This window comes from Ruegeria sp. B32 (assembly GCF_025141855.1).
Classification (GTDB): Bacteria; Pseudomonadota; Alphaproteobacteria; order Rhodobacterales; family Rhodobacteraceae; genus Ruegeria; species Ruegeria arenilitoris.
The window spans coordinates 244,680-261,580 of the sequence record NZ_CP081107.1; the positions used below are offsets into that span (position 1 = coordinate 244,680).

At 61.2% G+C, this 16,901-nt stretch carries 18 protein-coding genes and 1 tRNA gene; 11 read left to right on the plus strand and 8 right to left on the minus strand.

The window, feature by feature from the left end; all coding sequences use genetic code 11:
* Positions 1-173: 173 nt before the first annotated feature.
* From K3752_RS18570 to K3752_RS18585, 4 genes are all read right to left on the minus strand, one after another.
* Positions 174-1,343 (minus strand): ABC transporter substrate-binding protein, encoded by a 1,170-nt coding sequence (locus tag K3752_RS18570; protein ID WP_170371657.1) that lies wholly within the window; start codon positions 1,341-1,343, stop codon positions 174-176.
* The gene (locus tag K3752_RS18575; protein WP_260066444.1) at positions 1,340-1,924 is read right to left on the minus strand and encodes an ANTAR domain-containing response regulator; all 585 of its coding nucleotides are present in this window, start codon (positions 1,922-1,924) and stop codon (positions 1,340-1,342) included. The genes K3752_RS18570 and K3752_RS18575 overlap by 4 nt, the downstream gene beginning before the upstream one ends.
* Positions 1,925-2,116: 192 nt before the next feature.
* A tRNA-Pro gene (locus K3752_RS18580) sits at positions 2,117-2,193 on the minus strand.
* A gap of 105 nt (positions 2,194-2,298) precedes the next feature.
* Entirely contained in the window at positions 2,299-3,411 is a 1,113-nt protein-coding gene (locus K3752_RS18585; protein ID WP_260066446.1) for a class I SAM-dependent RNA methyltransferase, read from the minus strand.
* Positions 3,412-3,709: 298 nt separating this feature from the next.
* Between K3752_RS18585 and K3752_RS18590 the strand changes: the two genes are divergently transcribed.
* The 6 genes from K3752_RS18590 to nqrF are packed head-to-tail and all read left to right on the plus strand — an operon-like array spanning position 3,710 to position 9,569.
* A complete protein-coding gene (locus tag K3752_RS18590; protein WP_260066447.1) occupies positions 3,710-5,053 on the plus strand; it encodes a Na(+)-translocating NADH-quinone reductase subunit A in 1,344 nt (447 codons plus the stop codon).
* Positions 5,054-5,058: 5 nt separating this feature from the next.
* The gene (locus tag K3752_RS18595; protein WP_260066449.1) at positions 5,059-6,267 is read left to right on the plus strand and encodes an NADH:ubiquinone reductase (Na(+)-transporting) subunit B; all 1,209 of its coding nucleotides are present in this window, start codon (positions 5,059-5,061) and stop codon (positions 6,265-6,267) included.
* Positions 6,260-7,075: a Na(+)-translocating NADH-quinone reductase subunit C gene (locus K3752_RS18600; protein ID WP_170359420.1), complete on the plus strand. Its 816-nt coding sequence runs from the start codon at positions 6,260-6,262 to the stop codon at positions 7,073-7,075. The genes K3752_RS18595 and K3752_RS18600 overlap by 8 nt, the downstream gene beginning before the upstream one ends.
* On the plus strand, positions 7,075-7,728 hold the full coding sequence (locus tag K3752_RS18605) for an NADH:ubiquinone reductase (Na(+)-transporting) subunit D (RefSeq protein WP_170341481.1): 654 nt from the start codon (positions 7,075-7,077) through the stop codon (positions 7,726-7,728). Before K3752_RS18600 ends, K3752_RS18605 begins: the two co-directional genes overlap by 1 nt.
* The gene (nqrE, locus tag K3752_RS18610) at positions 7,728-8,336 is read left to right on the plus strand and encodes an NADH:ubiquinone reductase (Na(+)-transporting) subunit E (protein WP_050603817.1); all 609 of its coding nucleotides are present in this window, start codon (positions 7,728-7,730) and stop codon (positions 8,334-8,336) included. Before K3752_RS18605 ends, nqrE begins: the two co-directional genes overlap by 1 nt.
* A gap of 12 nt (positions 8,337-8,348) precedes the next feature.
* A complete protein-coding gene (nqrF, locus tag K3752_RS18615) occupies positions 8,349-9,569 on the plus strand; it encodes an NADH:ubiquinone reductase (Na(+)-transporting) subunit F (protein ID WP_170341483.1) in 1,221 nt (406 codons plus the stop codon).
* A gap of 466 nt (positions 9,570-10,035) precedes the next feature.
* On the opposite strand, the gene tviB is transcribed toward nqrF, so the two are convergent.
* The 3 genes from tviB to K3752_RS18630 all read right to left on the minus strand — a co-directional run bounded on the left by tviB (position 10,036) and on the right by K3752_RS18630 (position 12,855).
* A complete protein-coding gene (gene tviB / locus K3752_RS18620) occupies positions 10,036-11,319 on the minus strand; it encodes a Vi polysaccharide biosynthesis UDP-N-acetylglucosamine C-6 dehydrogenase TviB (protein WP_260066453.1) in 1,284 nt (427 codons plus the stop codon).
* Positions 11,320-11,341: 22 nt separating this feature from the next.
* Positions 11,342-12,355, minus strand: a complete 1,014-nt coding sequence (locus tag K3752_RS18625) for a GDP-mannose 4,6-dehydratase (RefSeq protein WP_260066455.1) — start codon at positions 12,353-12,355, stop codon at positions 11,342-11,344.
* 113 nt (positions 12,356-12,468) lie between these two features.
* Positions 12,469-12,855, minus strand: coding sequence for a hypothetical protein (locus K3752_RS18630; RefSeq protein ID WP_260066457.1), 387 nt, complete (start codon positions 12,853-12,855; stop codon positions 12,469-12,471).
* Between K3752_RS18630 and K3752_RS18635 the strand changes: the two genes are divergently transcribed.
* Positions 12,847-12,987: a hypothetical protein gene (locus K3752_RS18635; protein WP_260066458.1), complete on the plus strand. Its 141-nt coding sequence runs from the start codon at positions 12,847-12,849 to the stop codon at positions 12,985-12,987. The two genes, K3752_RS18630 and K3752_RS18635, sit on opposite strands and share 9 nt — an antisense overlap.
* A gap of 4 nt (positions 12,988-12,991) precedes the next feature.
* Here K3752_RS18635 and K3752_RS18640 read toward each other — a convergent pair whose 3' ends face one another.
* On the minus strand, positions 12,992-13,516 hold the full coding sequence (locus tag K3752_RS18640; protein ID WP_260066460.1) for a CBS domain-containing protein: 525 nt from the start codon (positions 13,514-13,516) through the stop codon (positions 12,992-12,994).
* A gap of 125 nt (positions 13,517-13,641) precedes the next feature.
* Between K3752_RS18640 and K3752_RS18645 the strand changes: the two genes are divergently transcribed.
* The 4 genes from K3752_RS18645 to K3752_RS18660 all read left to right on the plus strand — a co-directional run bounded on the left by K3752_RS18645 (position 13,642) and on the right by K3752_RS18660 (position 16,848).
* Entirely contained in the window at positions 13,642-13,827 is a 186-nt protein-coding gene (locus K3752_RS18645) for a hypothetical protein (protein WP_170435711.1), read from the plus strand.
* 66 nt (positions 13,828-13,893) lie between these two features.
* Positions 13,894-14,919: an FAD:protein FMN transferase gene (locus tag K3752_RS18650; protein WP_260066463.1), complete on the plus strand. Its 1,026-nt coding sequence runs from the start codon at positions 13,894-13,896 to the stop codon at positions 14,917-14,919.
* A 15-nt stretch (positions 14,920-14,934) separates the two neighbouring features.
* Entirely contained in the window at positions 14,935-15,180 is a 246-nt protein-coding gene (gene nqrM, locus K3752_RS18655) for a (Na+)-NQR maturation NqrM (protein ID WP_093963352.1), read from the plus strand.
* A complete protein-coding gene (locus K3752_RS18660; RefSeq protein WP_260066466.1) occupies positions 15,181-16,848 on the plus strand; it encodes a sulfatase-like hydrolase/transferase in 1,668 nt (555 codons plus the stop codon).
* Positions 16,849-16,901: the final 53 nt, after the last annotated feature.

Here is a 16,901-nt window from a genome sequence, read left to right on the forward strand (position 1 = left end):
TCAGAAGTTTTGCCCAAGACATCAGGCGAATTCCTACGGTGGGCGACGTTGCCTGCCGTTGTCCTGATAAAGGCACCGGTGAGCAGATGAGTCATCCGAAATTGACGGCCATCAGGCGAAAATTCTGCAACGCAGCATAATTTGACGCTGCAGTGCAAAAAAATTAGGCGCACTTACTGGGAAGGCTCAAAAATCCGACTGTCGAAAAAGACGTTTTGCGGCAACATCAACTTTCCACCCGGGCCGGACACTAGCGTCGGGTCGTTGCCGGCACCCTCGGGCTTTTCAGAATCGGCGGGCATGACAACACCGATTCCCTGCAGCTCGCGCCGATACAGGTCACTTTGGAACACATCGGCTGCCGTACGCTCGGCATCTGACGGATCCAGTCCATATCTTCGCGCCATGTGGTGCGCGATCCATTTGGCCTGACTGCGCCAAGGAAAGCCCGTTGCGCCTTCGTGAAAAGTGACAAACCGGTCGACCTGACGCTGGTCTCCGCGCGCTGAAATCGCAAATTGTCCGGTCAATGCCCGGTCGACCAGGTCCGCGGGAACATCCAGATAGAGCCTCTGCGCCAGCATCTCCGACGCCGTAGTCAGGCTTTCGGGATTTGAAAGCCACCGGCCCGCCCGCCAGATCGCCCGCAGCAGCGCGCCCGTCAGATGTGGTTCCGTCTGCGCCCATTCCGTTCGCACGGCCAGCACCTTTTCAGGGGCGCAGGACCAAATCGCGTTTCCCGGGAGCAGGAGCGCACCCACCCGGTCATCGACGGAAAACGACCCCCAGGGCTCACCCACGCAGAAAGCATCGATCTCACCGGCGGCCAGGGCCTGGGCCATCAACGGTGGGGGAACGGTGCGGATCTCAACCTGGGTCGAGGCGAGTTCCGTGCCGCTGACCCAATATCGCAGCAGCTCCACATGCATGGAAAACGGAAACGGAACCCCGAAGGTCAGCGTTCCACCGGCCGCCTTTGCCAAGGCCGCTCCGGCCGCAAAAGCATCGCTGAAATCGAAGGCATAGCCATTTTCGCGCAGCCGCGCCTCCAGTTGGCGGCCAACGCCGATCACGTTTCCATTGACCGACAGGACCGATACGGCCGAAAGGGGCGTGACGATCCCCCCAAGCCCCAGCGCCATGGCCACCGGGACAGGGGACAGCAGGTGCGCCGCATCAACATGTCCGAAGGCCAGCATGTCCCGCAACGAGGACCAGGACGGGGCAGGGCGCAGGTCCAGAGAGATGCCCTCGGCCTGATCATATCCCATCTCGTGCGCCACGATCAGGGGGGCTGCATCGACCAACGGCATATAGGCCGCTCGGAGCGAGACCGCCCTCATGACAACAGCCCCGAAGCCGTCACCAAAGCCTCGGCCACATCGGCCACCCGGCGATTCTGATTCATGGCGGTCTTGCGCAGCAGGGCATAGGCTTCATCTTCCTGAATGCCCTTTGCTTTCATCAACACCCCTTTCGCGCGGTCGATCACCTTGCGCTCTTCCAATGCGCGTCTGGTTTCGGCCAACTCGGTCCGCATCTGGCGCAGTACTTGGAAACGGGCGATGGCGGTGTCGATGATGGGCTTGACCCTTTCGGGATGCAGACCGTCGACGACATAGGCCGAGACACCTGCTTCGACCGCAGCTTTGGACAGGCCGCCTGCAGCCCCGGATACGAACATGGCAACCGGCCGCTCCATCGGGCCGGAGGCGGTTGTCAGTTCTTCAAGCATGTCCCGAGATGGATTGTCGATGTCGATCAGAACGACATCGGGATTGTGGACAGCAATCTTGCTCGGCAATTCAGACACGCCATCGATCACCTGCGCCTCGACGCTCCCCGCCGCTTTCAGGGCCTCGAGGATCGCATCGGCGCGGTCCGGGTTCTGTTCGACAACAACAACGGTCAACGTTTGGTTCATAACATCGAACTGACCAAGCCGGCAGAGCGAGGCAATGCCACCCTCGGAGCGCTGCGCTCAATTCCCCGGAAAGCGCCTATCCAGATGGCAGATCGTGCGCAGATGCCGAATAATTCAGCACGTTGCTGCCCCGGACATATTTGGAGATACGACCAACCAACAAAAAAGGCGCAGCAGGGCGCCTTGTTTTATTGGTCGGAGTGAGAGGATTCGAACCTCCGACCCCTGCCTCCCGAAGACAGTGCTCTACCAGGCTGAGCTACACTCCGACCGTGGCGCGTGATCTATACCCAGTGGATTTGATGTGCAAGAGGGATTCTGTGTGCTTTTTGTCCGAACTAACTCTGCCGCTTGGACCCGCAGGAATTGGCCGGTCAGGGCAGGGCCTCGGTTTGATAGAGGCGGATCTTCGTGCCGCCATGATCGACGATCGGACCCGGAGGTAGCAACGGCAGGCGGGTGGCGCGCGCCAGAGACTGGTTGCTGGTGACGACGCCGACACGCCAGCCGGAAAACCTGGACAACATCACCTTGCCAAAGCTGCCATACAGCGACCGCAGGCGTTTTTCATCGCCGATGCGTGCCCCATACGGTGGGTTGACGATTATCAGGCCCGGCCCGCCCATGGGTGGTTTCAGGTCAGCGACTACGCGTTTTTGGAATTGCGTCGCGCCGTCCACCCCGGCGCGGTTGGCATTCGCCTGCGCGGCCGCGATCGCCCCGTCATTACGGTCCGAGCCATGGAACACGGTATCTGTCTGCGTTGCGACCCAGTCGGCGCGGAGTTCCGCCCATGCCTTGGGGTCAAATCCGGCAAAGTCCTGAAAGGCAAAGGCTCTGTCGCGGCCGGGCGGCAGGCCCATCGCGATCTGCGCGGCTTCGATCACGAAAGTGCCCGAGCCGCACATCGGGTCCAGCACCGGCTCAGATCCGTCAAAGCCGCAACTGCGCAGAAACATCGCCGCCATCGTTTCGCGCATGGGGGCCTTGGCCACCGCTTCCTTGTGACCGCGCTTGTGCAGCGCCTCTCCGGAACTGTCGAGGGAAAATGTGCAGATGTCTTTCTCGATTCGCAGCAGAACACGGACCGTCGCCTCGGACGAGATCGGAGCCCCCAACATGTCAGAGATTGCGCCTTCAATCCGTTGCCGTGCGGCGCCAGCGTGATAGATGCGGGATTTTCGGCTGGTGGCCTCAACCCGAACCGGGACGTCGGGTTTCAGAAAATCTCCCCACGGAAACTTTCGTGCCCGCTTGTCCAGCTGAGCCAGATGCACAGCCGGGAACGAACCCACCCGAACCAACACCTTGTTGGCCCCGCGCAACTGGAGATTGGCACGCCAGACCTCGCGCAGGTTGCCACGAACCGTGACACCACCGGGCGCCAGCCGGGCCTCAGCGAATCCGGCCTCCTGCGCTTCGGCGAGGAGGGGAGCCTCCAGACCGGGTGTCGCGACCAGAAAAATCTCAAGATCGGTATTCTCCATTCCGGCTGCTTATATCAGCAGGGCCATCCGTGCGACACGAAATTTCCTACCAAGTTTTTGGTACTCCGCCCGTGGTTTCGGGTAAAAATAGCTACACGACGCGCGATTTGGGCGGTAACAGGTTTGCGTTTGGCCGCTTCGCCGCGTAAAGGGGCCGTAATCAGAGAGACGCCCGCGGATTTCGGCCGGTCCTCGTCGTTTTTACGACGGGCTTGACGAAACTCCGCGCTATTCAGTGCCCAAAGCAAAGGGCCCTGTATGACGGGCGCAAGAAAAAGGCTTGGAAGAACGTAGCGACATGCAAACTTTCAAACTGAAAAAGGGACTGGACCTTCCGATCGAGGGATCGCCTGAACAGGTCATTCAGCCAGGGCCAGCATATTCTTCGGTTGGCGTGCTGGGTGGAGACTATATCGGTCTGAAACCCCGCATGCTGGTTCAGGAAGGGGACACCCTCCAGCGCGGCACGCCGCTGTTCTGCCACAAGGACGCGCCCGAGGCGATGATGGTTGCGCCGCTGACCGGCAAGGTCGTGGCCATCAACCGCGGTGCGCGGCGCGTGTTGCAGAGCGTCGTCATCGAAGTGTCGGACCCCAACGACCCCGGCGTCGATTTCTCGGGTGTGGGCGATGCCGAGACCGCACAGGGCCTCACCGCCAAGCTGTGCGCCGCCGGCCTATGGACCGCGTTCCGCACGCGGCCCTATTCCAAGATGCCGCAACCGGGCACCGCGCCCGCCGCGATTTTCGTCACCGCCATGGACAGCGAGCCGCTGGCTGCCGATGCCGCGCTGATCATCAATGACGCGAGCGAGGCCTTTGCCGCCGGTCTGGCCGCCGTGGCCAAGCTGACCGAAGGCAAGACCTATCTGTGCCAGAAGGATGGCGACACGATCCCCGGCGCCGATCTGCCGGGCGTCGAGGCTGCGGCCTTCAGCGGCCCCCATCCGGCGGGCCTGGCCGGGACGCATATCCATTTCCTCGAACCCGTGACCGCCGCGAAAACCGTCTGGACCATCGGCTATCAGGACGTGATCGCCATCGGGCGGCTGCTGCAGTCGGGCCATCTGGACCCGAACGTGGTGGTGGCCCTGACCGGCCCCGGCGCGCGTCAGCCGCGTCTGATCCGCACCGTCATGGGGGCCTCGACCGAGGATCTGACCCGCGACGAGATAAATGTCGACGGCGAGGCCCGCGTCATTTCCGGCTCGGTCCTGTCGGGGCGTCACGCCACCGGGCCGTTCGCTTATCTGGGACGCTTCGCGCGCCAGATCTGCATCATCCGCGAGGATCACGACCAGATCCCGATGGGCTGGATCCGTCCGATGCCGTCGAAATACGCGGTGCAGCCGGTTCTGGGTTCGGCCTTTGCCAAAAAGCTGTTCGCCTTCACGTCGAACCTGAACGGTGGCCGCCGCGCCATGGTGCCCACCGGTACCTTCGAAGAGCTCATGCCGCAGGATTACCTGCCGACGCAACTGCTGCGGGCGCTGTTGGTGATGGATACCGACACGGCGCAGGCCCTGGGCGCGCTGGAGCTGGATGAAGAGGATTTGGGCCTTGTGGGCTTTGCCTGTCCGGCCAAGTATGAATACGGGCTGGCGCTGCGCGACTGCCTGACCAAGATTGAAAAGGAGGGCTGATCCACATGGGTTTGCGCAGCTTCTTTGACCGGATCGAGCCGAACTTCACCAAGGGCGGCAAGTACGAGAAGTTCTTCCCCATCTACGAGATGGTGGAAAGCTTCATCTACACTCCGAAAACCGTAACATCCGTGGCACCGCACGCGCGGTCCTACGTGGATATGAAGCGGATCATGACCTATGTCGTGATCGCCACGATCCCCTGCATCCTGTGGGGCATGTACAATACCGGGTTCCAGGCCAACTCGGCAATCGCGACGCTGGGCCCGGAGTCGGCAACCGGTTGGCGCATCGCCATCCTGCAGGCCATGGGCATTTCTCTGGACCCGTCCAGCATCTTTGCCAACGTGATGCACGGGCTGATGTATTTTCTGCCGATCTATATCGTGACACTGGTCGCCGGCGGCACCTTCGAGGTGATCTTTGCCACCGTGCGCGGGCATGAAGTGAACGAGGGCTTTCTTGTCACCTCGATGCTGTACACGTTGATCATGCCGGCCACCGCGCCGTTGTGGCAGGTGGCGCTGGGGATCATCTTTGGTGTGGTCATCGGCAAAGAAGTGTTCGGTGGCACCGGCAAGAACTTCCTCAATCCCGCGCTGGTGGGGCGGGCCTTTCTGTATTTCGCCTATCCCGCATCCATGTCGGGCGACGCGGTCTGGACCCCGGTCGACGGCTTTTCCGGCGCGACCGCGCTGGCCGTTTCGGCCGCTGACGGCTATCAGGCGCTGGCGGCCGAGGGCATCACATGGTGGAACGCCTTCTTCGGCTCGATCCAGGGCAGCTTTGGTGAGACATCGACCCTGGCATGCATGGTCGGGCTCGCCTTCCTGCTGATGACCAAGATTGCCAACTACCGCCTGATCGTGGGCTGTCTGGCGGGAACCATCGGCTTTACCCTGCTGCTGAACCTGATCGGATCGGATACGAACCCGATGTTCGCGATGCCATGGTACTGGCACGTCGTGCTGGGCGGTTATGCGTTCGGTCTGGCCTTCATGGTGACCGAGCCGGTTTCGGCCAGCCACACCAATATGGGCCGCTATATCTATGGCGCCCTGATCGGCGTCATGGTCGTGATGATCCGGGTGGTGAACCCGGCCTTCCCCGAAGGCATGATGCTGGCCATCCTGTTCGGCAACGTCTTTGCGCCGCTGATCGACCATTTCGTCGTTCAGGCAAACATCAAACGGAGGGCGCGTCGCCATGTCTGATACGCAATCCCCTGAACCCAAAGGTGCCATCGCCCGGTTCCTCGCGGCCTCGCCGGACTCGGTAGGCAAGACGATCTTCATCGCGGTCGCCGTGTGCCTGGTCGCTTCGATGATCGTGTCGGCCGCGGCGGTCAGCCTGCGCCCGGTGCAAGAGGCCAACAAGCTCAAGGACAAGCAGATCAACGTTCTGCAGGTCGCGGGCGTCTATGAGCCGGGCATTGACGTGGCCGAGGCTTTTGCCGCGTTCGAACCGCATGTGCTGGAACTGGCGACGGGTGAATTCGTCGACGACCAGTTCGACCCGGCCACGTTCGACGACATTGCTGCCGCCAGTGACCCCGAGTTGAGCGAGCCGCTTGCCGACGACCCTGCCGGCATCGGCCGCAAGGCAAAATACCGCGTGATCTACCTGCTGCGCGACGAAAACGGCGCGTTGGACAAGGTGATCCTGCCGGTCCACGGCTATGGGCTGTGGTCCACGCTCTATGGCTTCATCGCGCTCGAAGCGAATGGCAACGACATCTTCGGGCTGCAATTCTATCAGCACGGGGAAACGCCGGGCCTTGGGGCCGAGGTGGACAACCCGCGCTGGAAAGCCCTCTGGAGCGGCAAGAAGCTGCGCGACGATGCGGGTGATCTGCAGATCACGGTCGCCAAAACGATGCCCGCCGCAGGGCCTGACTTCTATATCGATGCGCTGGCCGGCGCGACCTTGACGACGGTCGGCGTCGACAACCTGGTGAAATTCTGGATGGGGGACGCGGGCTATGCTCCGTTCCTGGCCAAGCTGCAAGCAGGAGAGATCTGATGTCACAGACCAAGAAAGATCTGCTGGTCGACCCGCTTGTCGACAACAACCCGATCACGCTGCAGGTGTTGGGCATCTGCTCGGCGCTGGCGGTAACTTCGTCGCTGCAAGTGGCCTTCGTGATGTCGCTGGCGGTGATGTTCGTGACGGCGTTTTCGTCCTTTTTCATCTCATGCCTGCGCAACCAGATCCCCGGCTCGATCCGGATCATCGTGCAGATGGTCATCATCGCGTCGCTGGTGATCCTGGTCGACCAGATCCTCAAGGCCTATGCCTTCGAGATCTCGAAGACGCTGTCGGTTTTCGTGGGCCTCATCATCACCAACTGCATCGTGATGGGCCGGGCCGAGGCCTTTGCAATGAAGAACCCGCCCGTGGCGTCCTTCATCGACGGTCTGGGCAACGGCATGGGTTATGGCCTGATCCTGATGCTGGTCGGCGTCATCCGCGAGCTGTTCGGCTCGGGCTCTCTGTTTGGGGTGACCATTCTGGAAACCGTGAACAATGGCGGCTGGTACGTGCCCAACGGCTTGCTGCTGCTGCCGCCGTCGGCCTTTTTCATCATCGGCCTGATCATCTGGGCCTTCCGCACGTGGAAGCCGAACCAGGTCGAGGAACGTGAATACAAGATCCAGCAGGTAGAGGCGCACTGATGGAAGGTCTCATCTCACTGGCCGTAAAGGCCATCTTCGTCGAAAACCTCGCGCTCAGCTTTTTCCTGGGCATGTGTACCTTCATCGCCGTGTCGAAAAAAATCTCGACGGCGCTGGGGCTCGGGATCTCGGTCATGGTCGTGCAGGCCATCACCGTTCCGGCCAACAACCTGTTGCTGAATTACCTGCTCAAGCCGGGTGCGCTGGCGTGGGCCGGTTTCCCGGATGTGGACCTGACCTTTCTCGGCCTGATTTCGTATATCGGCGTGATCGCGGCGATGGTGCAGATCCTCGAGATGGTTTTGGACAAGTATTTCCCGCCGCTCTACAACGCGCTGGGGATCTTCCTGCCGCTGATCACGGTGAACTGCGCCATCCTGGGCGGCTCTCTGTTCATGGTCGAACGCGACTACAACTTTGCCGAGGCCGCAACCTATGGCCTGTCCTCGGGCTTTGGTTGGGCGCTGGCGATCACCGCCATGGCGGGCGTGCGCGAAAAGCTGAAATATTCCGACATTCCGGACGGACTGCAGGGCCTCGGCATCACCTTCATCACCGCAGGTCTGATGGCGATGGCCTTCATGTCCTTCTCGGGCGTCAAACTGTAAAGGGGCAGGGGCATGGAAACTTTCTCGCTCGGCGTTGTCCTTTTCACCCTGATCGTTCTGGCCCTGGTCGCGCTTATCATGGCGGCCCGGTCTCGGCTGGTTTCATCGGGCAACGTCAACATCACCATCAACGGTGAGAAAACCATCTCGGTTCCTGCCGGCGGCAAACTGCTGCAGACGCTGGCAGCCGAAAAGCTGTTCGTTCCGTCGGCTTGCGGCGGCGGCGGTACCTGCGCGCAGTGCCGGGTGCGAGTGCTGGAGGGCGGCGGGTCGATCCTGCCGACCGAAGAAAGCCACATCACCAAGCGCGAGGCCACCTGCGGTGACCGCCTGTCGTGCCAGGTGGCCGTCAAACAGGACATGAAGATCGAAGTTCCCGAAGAGGTCTTTGGCGTCAAGAAATGGGAATGCACCGTCCGGTCGAATGACAACGTGGCGACCTTCATCAAGGAACTGGTGCTGGAACTTCCCGAAGGCGAGGATGTGAATTTCCGCGCGGGCGGGTACATCCAGATCGCCGCCCCGGCTCACAAGGTCGACTACAGCGATTTCGACGTCGCCGAGGAATACCGTGAGGATTGGGACAAGTTCAACCTGTGGCAGTACAAATCCACGGTTACCGAACCGATCGAGCGCGCCTATTCGATGGCCAACTACCCCAACGAAAAAGGCATCATCATGCTCAACGTGCGGATCGCCTCGCCCCCGCCGGGGTCCGAAGGCATTCCGCCCGGGCAGATGTCGTCCTACATCTTCAACCTGAAGCCGGGCGACAAGGTTACGATCTCGGGTCCGTTCGGGGAATTCTTCGCACGCGAGACCGACAAAGAGATGGTGTTCGTCGGTGGTGGCGCGGGCATGGCCCCGATGCGCAGCCACATCTTCGACCAGCTCAAGCGTCTGAACACCAAACGCAAGATCACCTTCTGGTATGGTGCGCGGTCGCGCCGCGAGATGTTCTATGTTGAAGATTTCGACCAGCTGGCCGCCGAGAACGAAAATTTCGAGTGGCACGTTGCTTTGTCCGACCCGCAACCGGGCGACGATTGGGATGGCTACACAGGGTTCATCCACAACGTTCTGTTCGAGGAATACCTCAAGAACCACCCGGCGCCCGAAGACTGCGAATTCTACATGTGCGGTCCGCCAATCATGAACCAGTCGGTCATCAACATGCTGCTGGATCTGGGTGTTGATCGCGAAGACATCATGCTGGACGACTTTGGTGGCTAAGAAAAAACCGGTGCAAAATTGCGCCGGTTTCATTTTGTAGCATCAAGACCCAAAACGCCGCGTATTGCCGTTGGTGGTTCAACGCGGTTGCTCCGCATGCAGCGTTCTACCAACGCCAACGTCCGGTCGGCTCGAGGCCGATGCCAAAGACCCCGTAGCCGGGGAAACCGCCGCCCTTGACGGCTGTCCAAAAAATCCCAGCCAGATCACGTATCGCAACAGGATATAGGCCCAGGCCCTGAGCCCACCCGACGAGAACGTGCTGCATTCCCCATCGCAATCAGCGCGGTGGTCGCTGCGCCATTCAGCGCGGACACAACAGCAAGGACGCACAGCACAGCGGACCAAGCACCAGCCCGCCAACCAGAAGACTGAACTGGCCGGCGGCAACCCACAGGGCCTCGGACCTTGCGGACAGAGGTTTCACAGTTAGAAAATGTCTCTCATTTCAGTGTGCTGGCGCGGGTCAGAGCCTCAGATCACTGGCGTTGCGCGGCAGGCAGGATTTGACGTCGAACAAGACATTCCGGGCCTTTCCGAACGCTCGGATTTCGGCTGGATCCATCGCAAGAAATGCATCATGGGCAACCGCAAGGACGATACCGTCATAGGTGCCGGGCTTGGGGTGCTCCAGCAGGTCGATCCCATACTCGTCACGTGCGGCTTGCGGGTCGGCATGGGGATCGTGAACGTCCACGGTCACTCCGTAGCTCTGCAACTCGTGAACGATGTCCACGACCCGGGTGTTTCGCAGATCAGGGCAGTTTTCCTTGAAGGTCAGCCCCATGACCAGGACCCGGGCGTCCGTCATCTCAATCCGCTCGCGGATCATCCGCTTGACCAACTGGGACACGACATATGCGCCCATTCCATCGTTCAGGCGCCGCCCCGCCAGAATGACCTGAGGATGATGGCCAACGGCCTCGGCCTTGTGGGTCAGGTAGTATGGGTCGACCCCGATGCAATGCCCACCGACAAGGCCGGGGCGGAAGGGCAGGAAATTCCATTTGGTGCCCGCCGCCCGCAGCACCGCATCGGTGTCGATGCCGAGGCGCCCGAAGATCATGGCAAGTTCGTTCACCAGGGCGATATTCAGATCGCGCTGTGTGTTCTCGATCACCTTCGCAGCCTCGGCCACGCGGATGCTTTCGGCCTTGTGCGTCCCCGCCGTGATGATCCGCGCATAAAGCGCGTCCACCAGATCGGCGGCCATAGGCGTCGATCCGGACGTGACCTTGCAGATATCGGCGATGCGATGCGCCTTGTCGCCGGGATTGATCCTTTCAGGACTGTACCCGGCAAAGAAATCCACGTTGAAACGCAAGCCGGACTCCCGCTCGAGGATCGGGACGCAGTCTTCCTCGGTCGCGCCGGGGTAGACGGTTGATTCATAGATGACCAGATCACCAGGCTTCAACACCCGTCCAACCGTTTCTGAGGCGCGCAGCAACGGTGCAAGGTCTGGCTGTTTTTGTGCTGTGATCGGTGTGGGCACCGTCACGATATACGTGTCACAGTCCGCCAGATCAGCGGGGTCAGTGGTAAACCTAAGACCCCCGGCGGCGGACAGCTCGTCTTCGCTGACCTCATGCGTGGCGTCACTGCCCTGGCGCAGCGCGTCGATGCGCGTGGGATTGATGTCAAAGCCCAGAACCGGTCCGATCTTGCCAAAGGCAGCGGCCAACGGCAGGCCGACATAGCCCAGACCGATCACGGCGATCCGACGGGAATTGGGGTTTGTATCAAGCATACGTCAGGTCCGGGTCACTAGATCATTTGCCGTGGTATTCGCGGAACCATTCGACAAACTGAGCGATTCCATCCTTGAAATCGGTCTGCGGACGATACCCGGTCAGGCGTTGCAGCAGGTTGGTATTGGCCCATGTCGCCGGAACATCACCCATCTGCATGGGCATGTAATTCCGGATCGCCTTCTTGCCCACGGCTTCCTCGATTGCTTCGACGAAATCCATCAGACGCACCTTGTCACCATTTCCGATGTTGACCACACGATAGGGCGCGACCGGCGAAAGGCTGTCACCCTCCTCGATATCCTCGGGGCTGTCCGGACGGACGGGGACCGCATCGATCAACAACCGGATCCCGCGCACCAGGTCGTTCACATTGGTGAAGTCGCGATACATTTCGCCGTGATTGTAGATGTCGATCGGGCGCCCATCCAGAATTGCATCGACAAACTTGTACAGGGCCAGGTCTGGACGGCCCCAGGTGCCGTATACGGTGAAGAACCGGAACATGGTCGTGGGCAGATCCCAGAGATGGGCATAGGAATGTCCCATCGCTTCGTTCGCCTTCTTGGTGGCAGAATAGATCGTCAATTGGGTGTCGGCCTTTTCCACCTCGGTAAAGGGCATGTCTTCGTTTGCCCCATAAACCGAAGAGGTAGATGCCATGAGCAGGTGACCGACCTTGTGCTGACGGGCCACCTCCATCACGTTGAACGTACCCACAACGTTTGAATCGATATAGCTGCGCGGGTGTTCAAGGCTGTAACGCACACCCGCCTGGGCGGCGAGGTGAACGATAACCTCGGGCTGGAATTCGTCTGCAACCTGCATGAGGCGTTCGTAGTTTTCCAACAGATCCTCGGTTGCCGAGAAGCCGGGCGTCTGCAAGAGCATCTGATGGCGGCGTTGTTTGAGAGTGACGTCGTAGTAATCCGTCATCCCGTCATAGCCATGGACCTGAAATCCTTCGGACAACAGCAGCTTGGCCAGGTGGAACCCGATGAAGCCCGCAGTGCCCGTAATCAATACCCGTTGCATGAAACCCTCGAACGCAAATCAATAATCCCGACCATCAGGGACCCTTTCGACCCGCCAAGGTCAAGGGGATTATCGGTCGGTGGGGCCTCATATCCGATGCAGGGCGGTGCGCGTCAACCATTTGCCGCGCCCAGCCCCGCATTGACCATCGAGGGCAGGAATTGATCCAGCGCCCGACCCCAGGTCGTGATCCGCTGTTCTTGGATGAAGACAATATCGTTGGGGCGCAGTTCCATACGGGCCGCAATCGACAATGCCGCAGGATTGCGCGCATCCAGGTGCCAGGCAGTGAACACACCGATTTCCTTAGGTTTGGGAGAGGCACGCAATACATAGATTTGCGACGCGTCTGCCGTTCTGATGCTGTAACCGCCTTCGCCGAACAAAGCGTCGGCCAGGCTCAGGTGCTGGCCGTAGGGCAGGGGAACACGAGCGTTCTTGGGGAACTCTCCCCCCCCAAGATAGACATAGTCGCGCTGCTCGGCGCCCAGTTGGCACAAGCGCTGCGCAAGTTTTCCAGCGTGAACTTGCACGCCACCGTGCTGGTCAAATCGGACCTAGGGTCTGCCCGAAAACAGACCAAGGCAGGCGGGCAGGCCTATGGGGCCTATGCCCATTACTACAACATGTGACGATCTAGCCGACGATCATCTGCTTCATGCGCAGGGCTTCGTATTCCAGCTCTTTCAGGCGGAAATGCACGACATCTCCGATGGTGATCATGCCCCAAAGCTTGCCGTCGCGAAGAACCGGCATGTGGCGGAACCGCCCCTCGGTCATCGTCTTCAGCACATCCATCAGCAGATCGTCCGGCGTGCAGGTCCGCACATCGCGTGTCATCAGCGCCTCGACCGATTGTGGCAGCGTCTGACCCGGAGTATCCGCCATGCGGCGAACGATATCCCGCTCGGACAGGATCCCCTGCAGTGCGCCGTTCTGATCGGTGACGACAACCGCCCCGATGCGTTTCTCCTTTAGAATTTCGACCACCGAATGGATGGTGTCATTCGGCCGAACCGAAAACACCGCATCACCTTTTCCTTCCAGCAATTTGGCGACAGTGGTCTGAGTATGTGACAAATTCGACTCGGCGGATTGGCTGTAAGTGCTTGACCCGGCCTTGTCGCCACGTGTCGGGGGCTGGTAAGAGCTTGGGGCCATGGGCGGTCTCCTCCTTCAACGCTACAGGCTGTCCTCACCACCTTATCGCAGCAGAGAAACCTGTATAGGGTGCAAATTCAAAAACCGGCGCAACCGCGCCGGGTCGCAAGGAAAAACCGGACCCCGTGACCCAACTCCATCTGTCTCCTGCGGTTGCCGCCGTGATCTTCCTTCTGGTCGTGATCTGCGGGCATAATTTCCGCAAACTGTGGAAAGAACAGCCCCCGGGTTGGCAGAAACGCGCGTGGCTGTTTGGAGTGCCCGCTGCGGTCGGGCTGCTGATCCTGGGCTTCCTGCCGCTGACGCCCTGACGCAGGTTTGACTCTGGGTGGGGCCGCTGGCATATGCCGGGCAACACATTTCCAGGAGATCGCCCCATGCGCCGACTGCTTGCTCTGGCCCTGCCGCTTGTTGTTTCTGGCTGTCTGTTCGACGAGGAGCCCGAGATCGTCCGTCTGTCCGGCGAAACCATGGGCACGACCTATCACATCACCGCAATCGGCGAGGATCTGGACGAGGCTGCCCTGTCCGGCTCTGTGGAGGAAACGCTGGCGCAGGTGAATGCCAAGATGTCCAACTGGGACCCGAATTCCGAAGTCTCGGTCTTTTCCGCCTCGGCCAACACCGACCCGATACCGGTGTCACAGGAATTCGCCTATGTGATCGCGGCGGCCAACCAGGTGCACGAGCAAAGCGGCGGCGTTTTCGACGTGACCCTCGGCCCGTTGATCGAGCTGTGGGGCTTCGGCCCGCGCAAGCCCGAAGACCCGGTGCCGTCGGATGCCGAGATCGCAGCGGCGCTGGAACAGGTGGGGCAGGCGCGCCTGCTGACGCTGGATGCACAGGCCGGGACGCTGGCCAAGGCGCAACCGGGGGTGGGGATCAACCTGTCGGCCATCGCCAAGGGATACGGGATCGACGCCGTGGCCGAGACGTTGCGAGACGCCGGCATCGAGAACTACATGGTCGAGATCGGCGGCGACCTGGTGGCCCGCGGTCAGAACGACAAGGGCGAGGCCTGGCGCATCGGCATCGAAAAGCCCGAAACCGGATCGCAGACCATCCAGTTCATCGTGCCGTTGGACAACCGCGGCATGGCGACCTCGGGCGACTACAAGAACTTCTTCGAACAGGACGGGGTGCGGTATTCGCACATCATCGACCCGATCACCGGACGCCCGATCACGCATCGGACGACCTCGGTCACGGTTCTGGCCGAAAATGCGATGATGGCCGATGCCTGGGCCACTGCGATGCTGGCGCTGGGGCAGGAGCGGGGGCTGAAACTGGCCGATCAGCTGGGTTTGGCGGTGTTTTTCATCTCGCGGGATGTGACAGGCGGCGAAGATGCCTATATCACGGTACAAAGCAGCGCGTTCAAGGATGCGCTGGGATCGAACTGAAGGGCGGGCCGGCTGATGAGCACCTTTATTCTCGCGTTTGTTCTGCTGCTGATCATCATGGTCGGCATGTCGCTGGGCGTGATGCTGATGGGCAAGACCATCAAGGGCAGTTGCGGCGGGCTGAACGCGATCTCGGGGGCCGACAAATGCGTGGTGTGCCAAAAAGACGTGGACCCCAACAGCCCTCTGCGTGACAAGCTGCAATGCAAGCGCGCCCGCCGGATGGTGGAACAGATGGAAAGCCAGGGCGCGCAGCACTGAATGGCCAAGGCCCGCAACATCCTGTTCATCATGTTCGACCAGCTTCGCTGGGATTACCTGAGCTGTTACGGCCATCCACATCTGCACACGCCCAATATCGACCGGCTGGCCGCGCGCGGCGTGCGGTTCACGCGGGCCTATATCCAGTCGCCGATCTGCGGCAGTTCGCGCATGTCCACCTATACCGGGCGCTATGTGCAGTCACATGGCGCCTCGTGGAACGGCATTCCGTTGAAGGTGGGCGAACAGACCATGGGCGACCATCTGCGCAAGGCGGGGATGGACTGCTGGCTGGTCGGCAAGACCCATATGCGCGCCGACGCCGAGGGCATGGCGCGGCTGGGCTTGGAACCCGACAGCCTGATCGGCGCGCGCGTGGCCGAATGCGGTTTCGACGTGTTCGAGCGCGACGACGGGATGCGCCCCGAAGGCCCTGACGGGTTCTATGACCCCGACGGGGCCCGCGCCTACAACGCGTGGCTGGCCGACAAGGGCTATGACGGCGACAACCCCTGGCACGACTTTGCCAATTCCGGGCTGGACGAGGACGGCAACGTGCTGTCGGGCTGGTTTCTGAAAAACGCGCCGCAGGCCGCGAACATCGCCGAAGAAGATAGCGAGACCCCCTATCTGACCACGCGCGGCATCGAATTCATGGAAACCCATGACGGCCCGTGGTGCTGCCACCTGAGCTACATCAAACCGCACTGGCCCTATATCGTCCCCGAGCCCTATGCCTCGATGTACGGGCCCGAGCATGTTCTGCCCCCCAACCGGTCCGAGGCTGAACGGGCCGACGCGCATCCCGTGCTGAGCGCCTTCATGCATACCAAGATCGGTCAGACCTTCTGGCGGCAGGATGTGCGCGAGGCCGTGATCCCCTCCTATATGGGCCTGATCAAGCAGGCCGATGACCAGATCGGGCGGTTGCTGGACTGGATGGACCAGACCGGCCGCATGGACGACACGATGATCGTGCTGACCTCGGACCATGGCGATTTTCTGGGCGATCACTGGATGGGCGAAAAGACGTTCTTCCACGACGCTTCGACCAAGGTGCCGCTGATCATCTACGACCCGTCCGAACAGGCCGATGCCACGCGCGGCACCGCCTGCGACGCGCTGGTCGAGTCGATCGACCTGGCCCCCACTTTCGTCGAGGTCGCGGGCGGTGCGGTGCCTGATCATATCCTAGAAGGCCACTCGCTGCTGCCCATCCTGCACGGGCGGGCGGACGAGACCCCGCGCAAATTCGTGATCTGCGAATACGACTATTCGGCCTCGCCCATCGCGGAAACGCTGGGCGTGTCGGTGCGCGACGCGGCGATGTTCATGGTGGCCACGAAGAAGTGGAAGCTGATCCATTGCGAAGGCGGGTTCCGCCCGATCCTGTTCGATCTGGAAAACGACCCCGACGAGCTGACCGATTTGGGCGACAGCGCGGCCCATGCGGATGTGATCGCGCAGATGTACGACCACCTGTTCGCCTGGGCCCGTCGCCCGTCGCAGCGCACCACGCGCTCGGCGACCGAACTGGTCGAGATGCGCACCAAAAGTCGCGGCAAGGGCGTGATCCTGGGCGCTTATGACGAACGCGACGCCCCGCCCGAACTGACGGTCAAGTATCGCGGCCGCAAGGCCCGGCCCTGGCAGCAGATCAGGAAATAGCCCGACGCGGCGCGGGTCGCCGCAAAAGGCGGTTCACGACGCGGCGGGCAGGG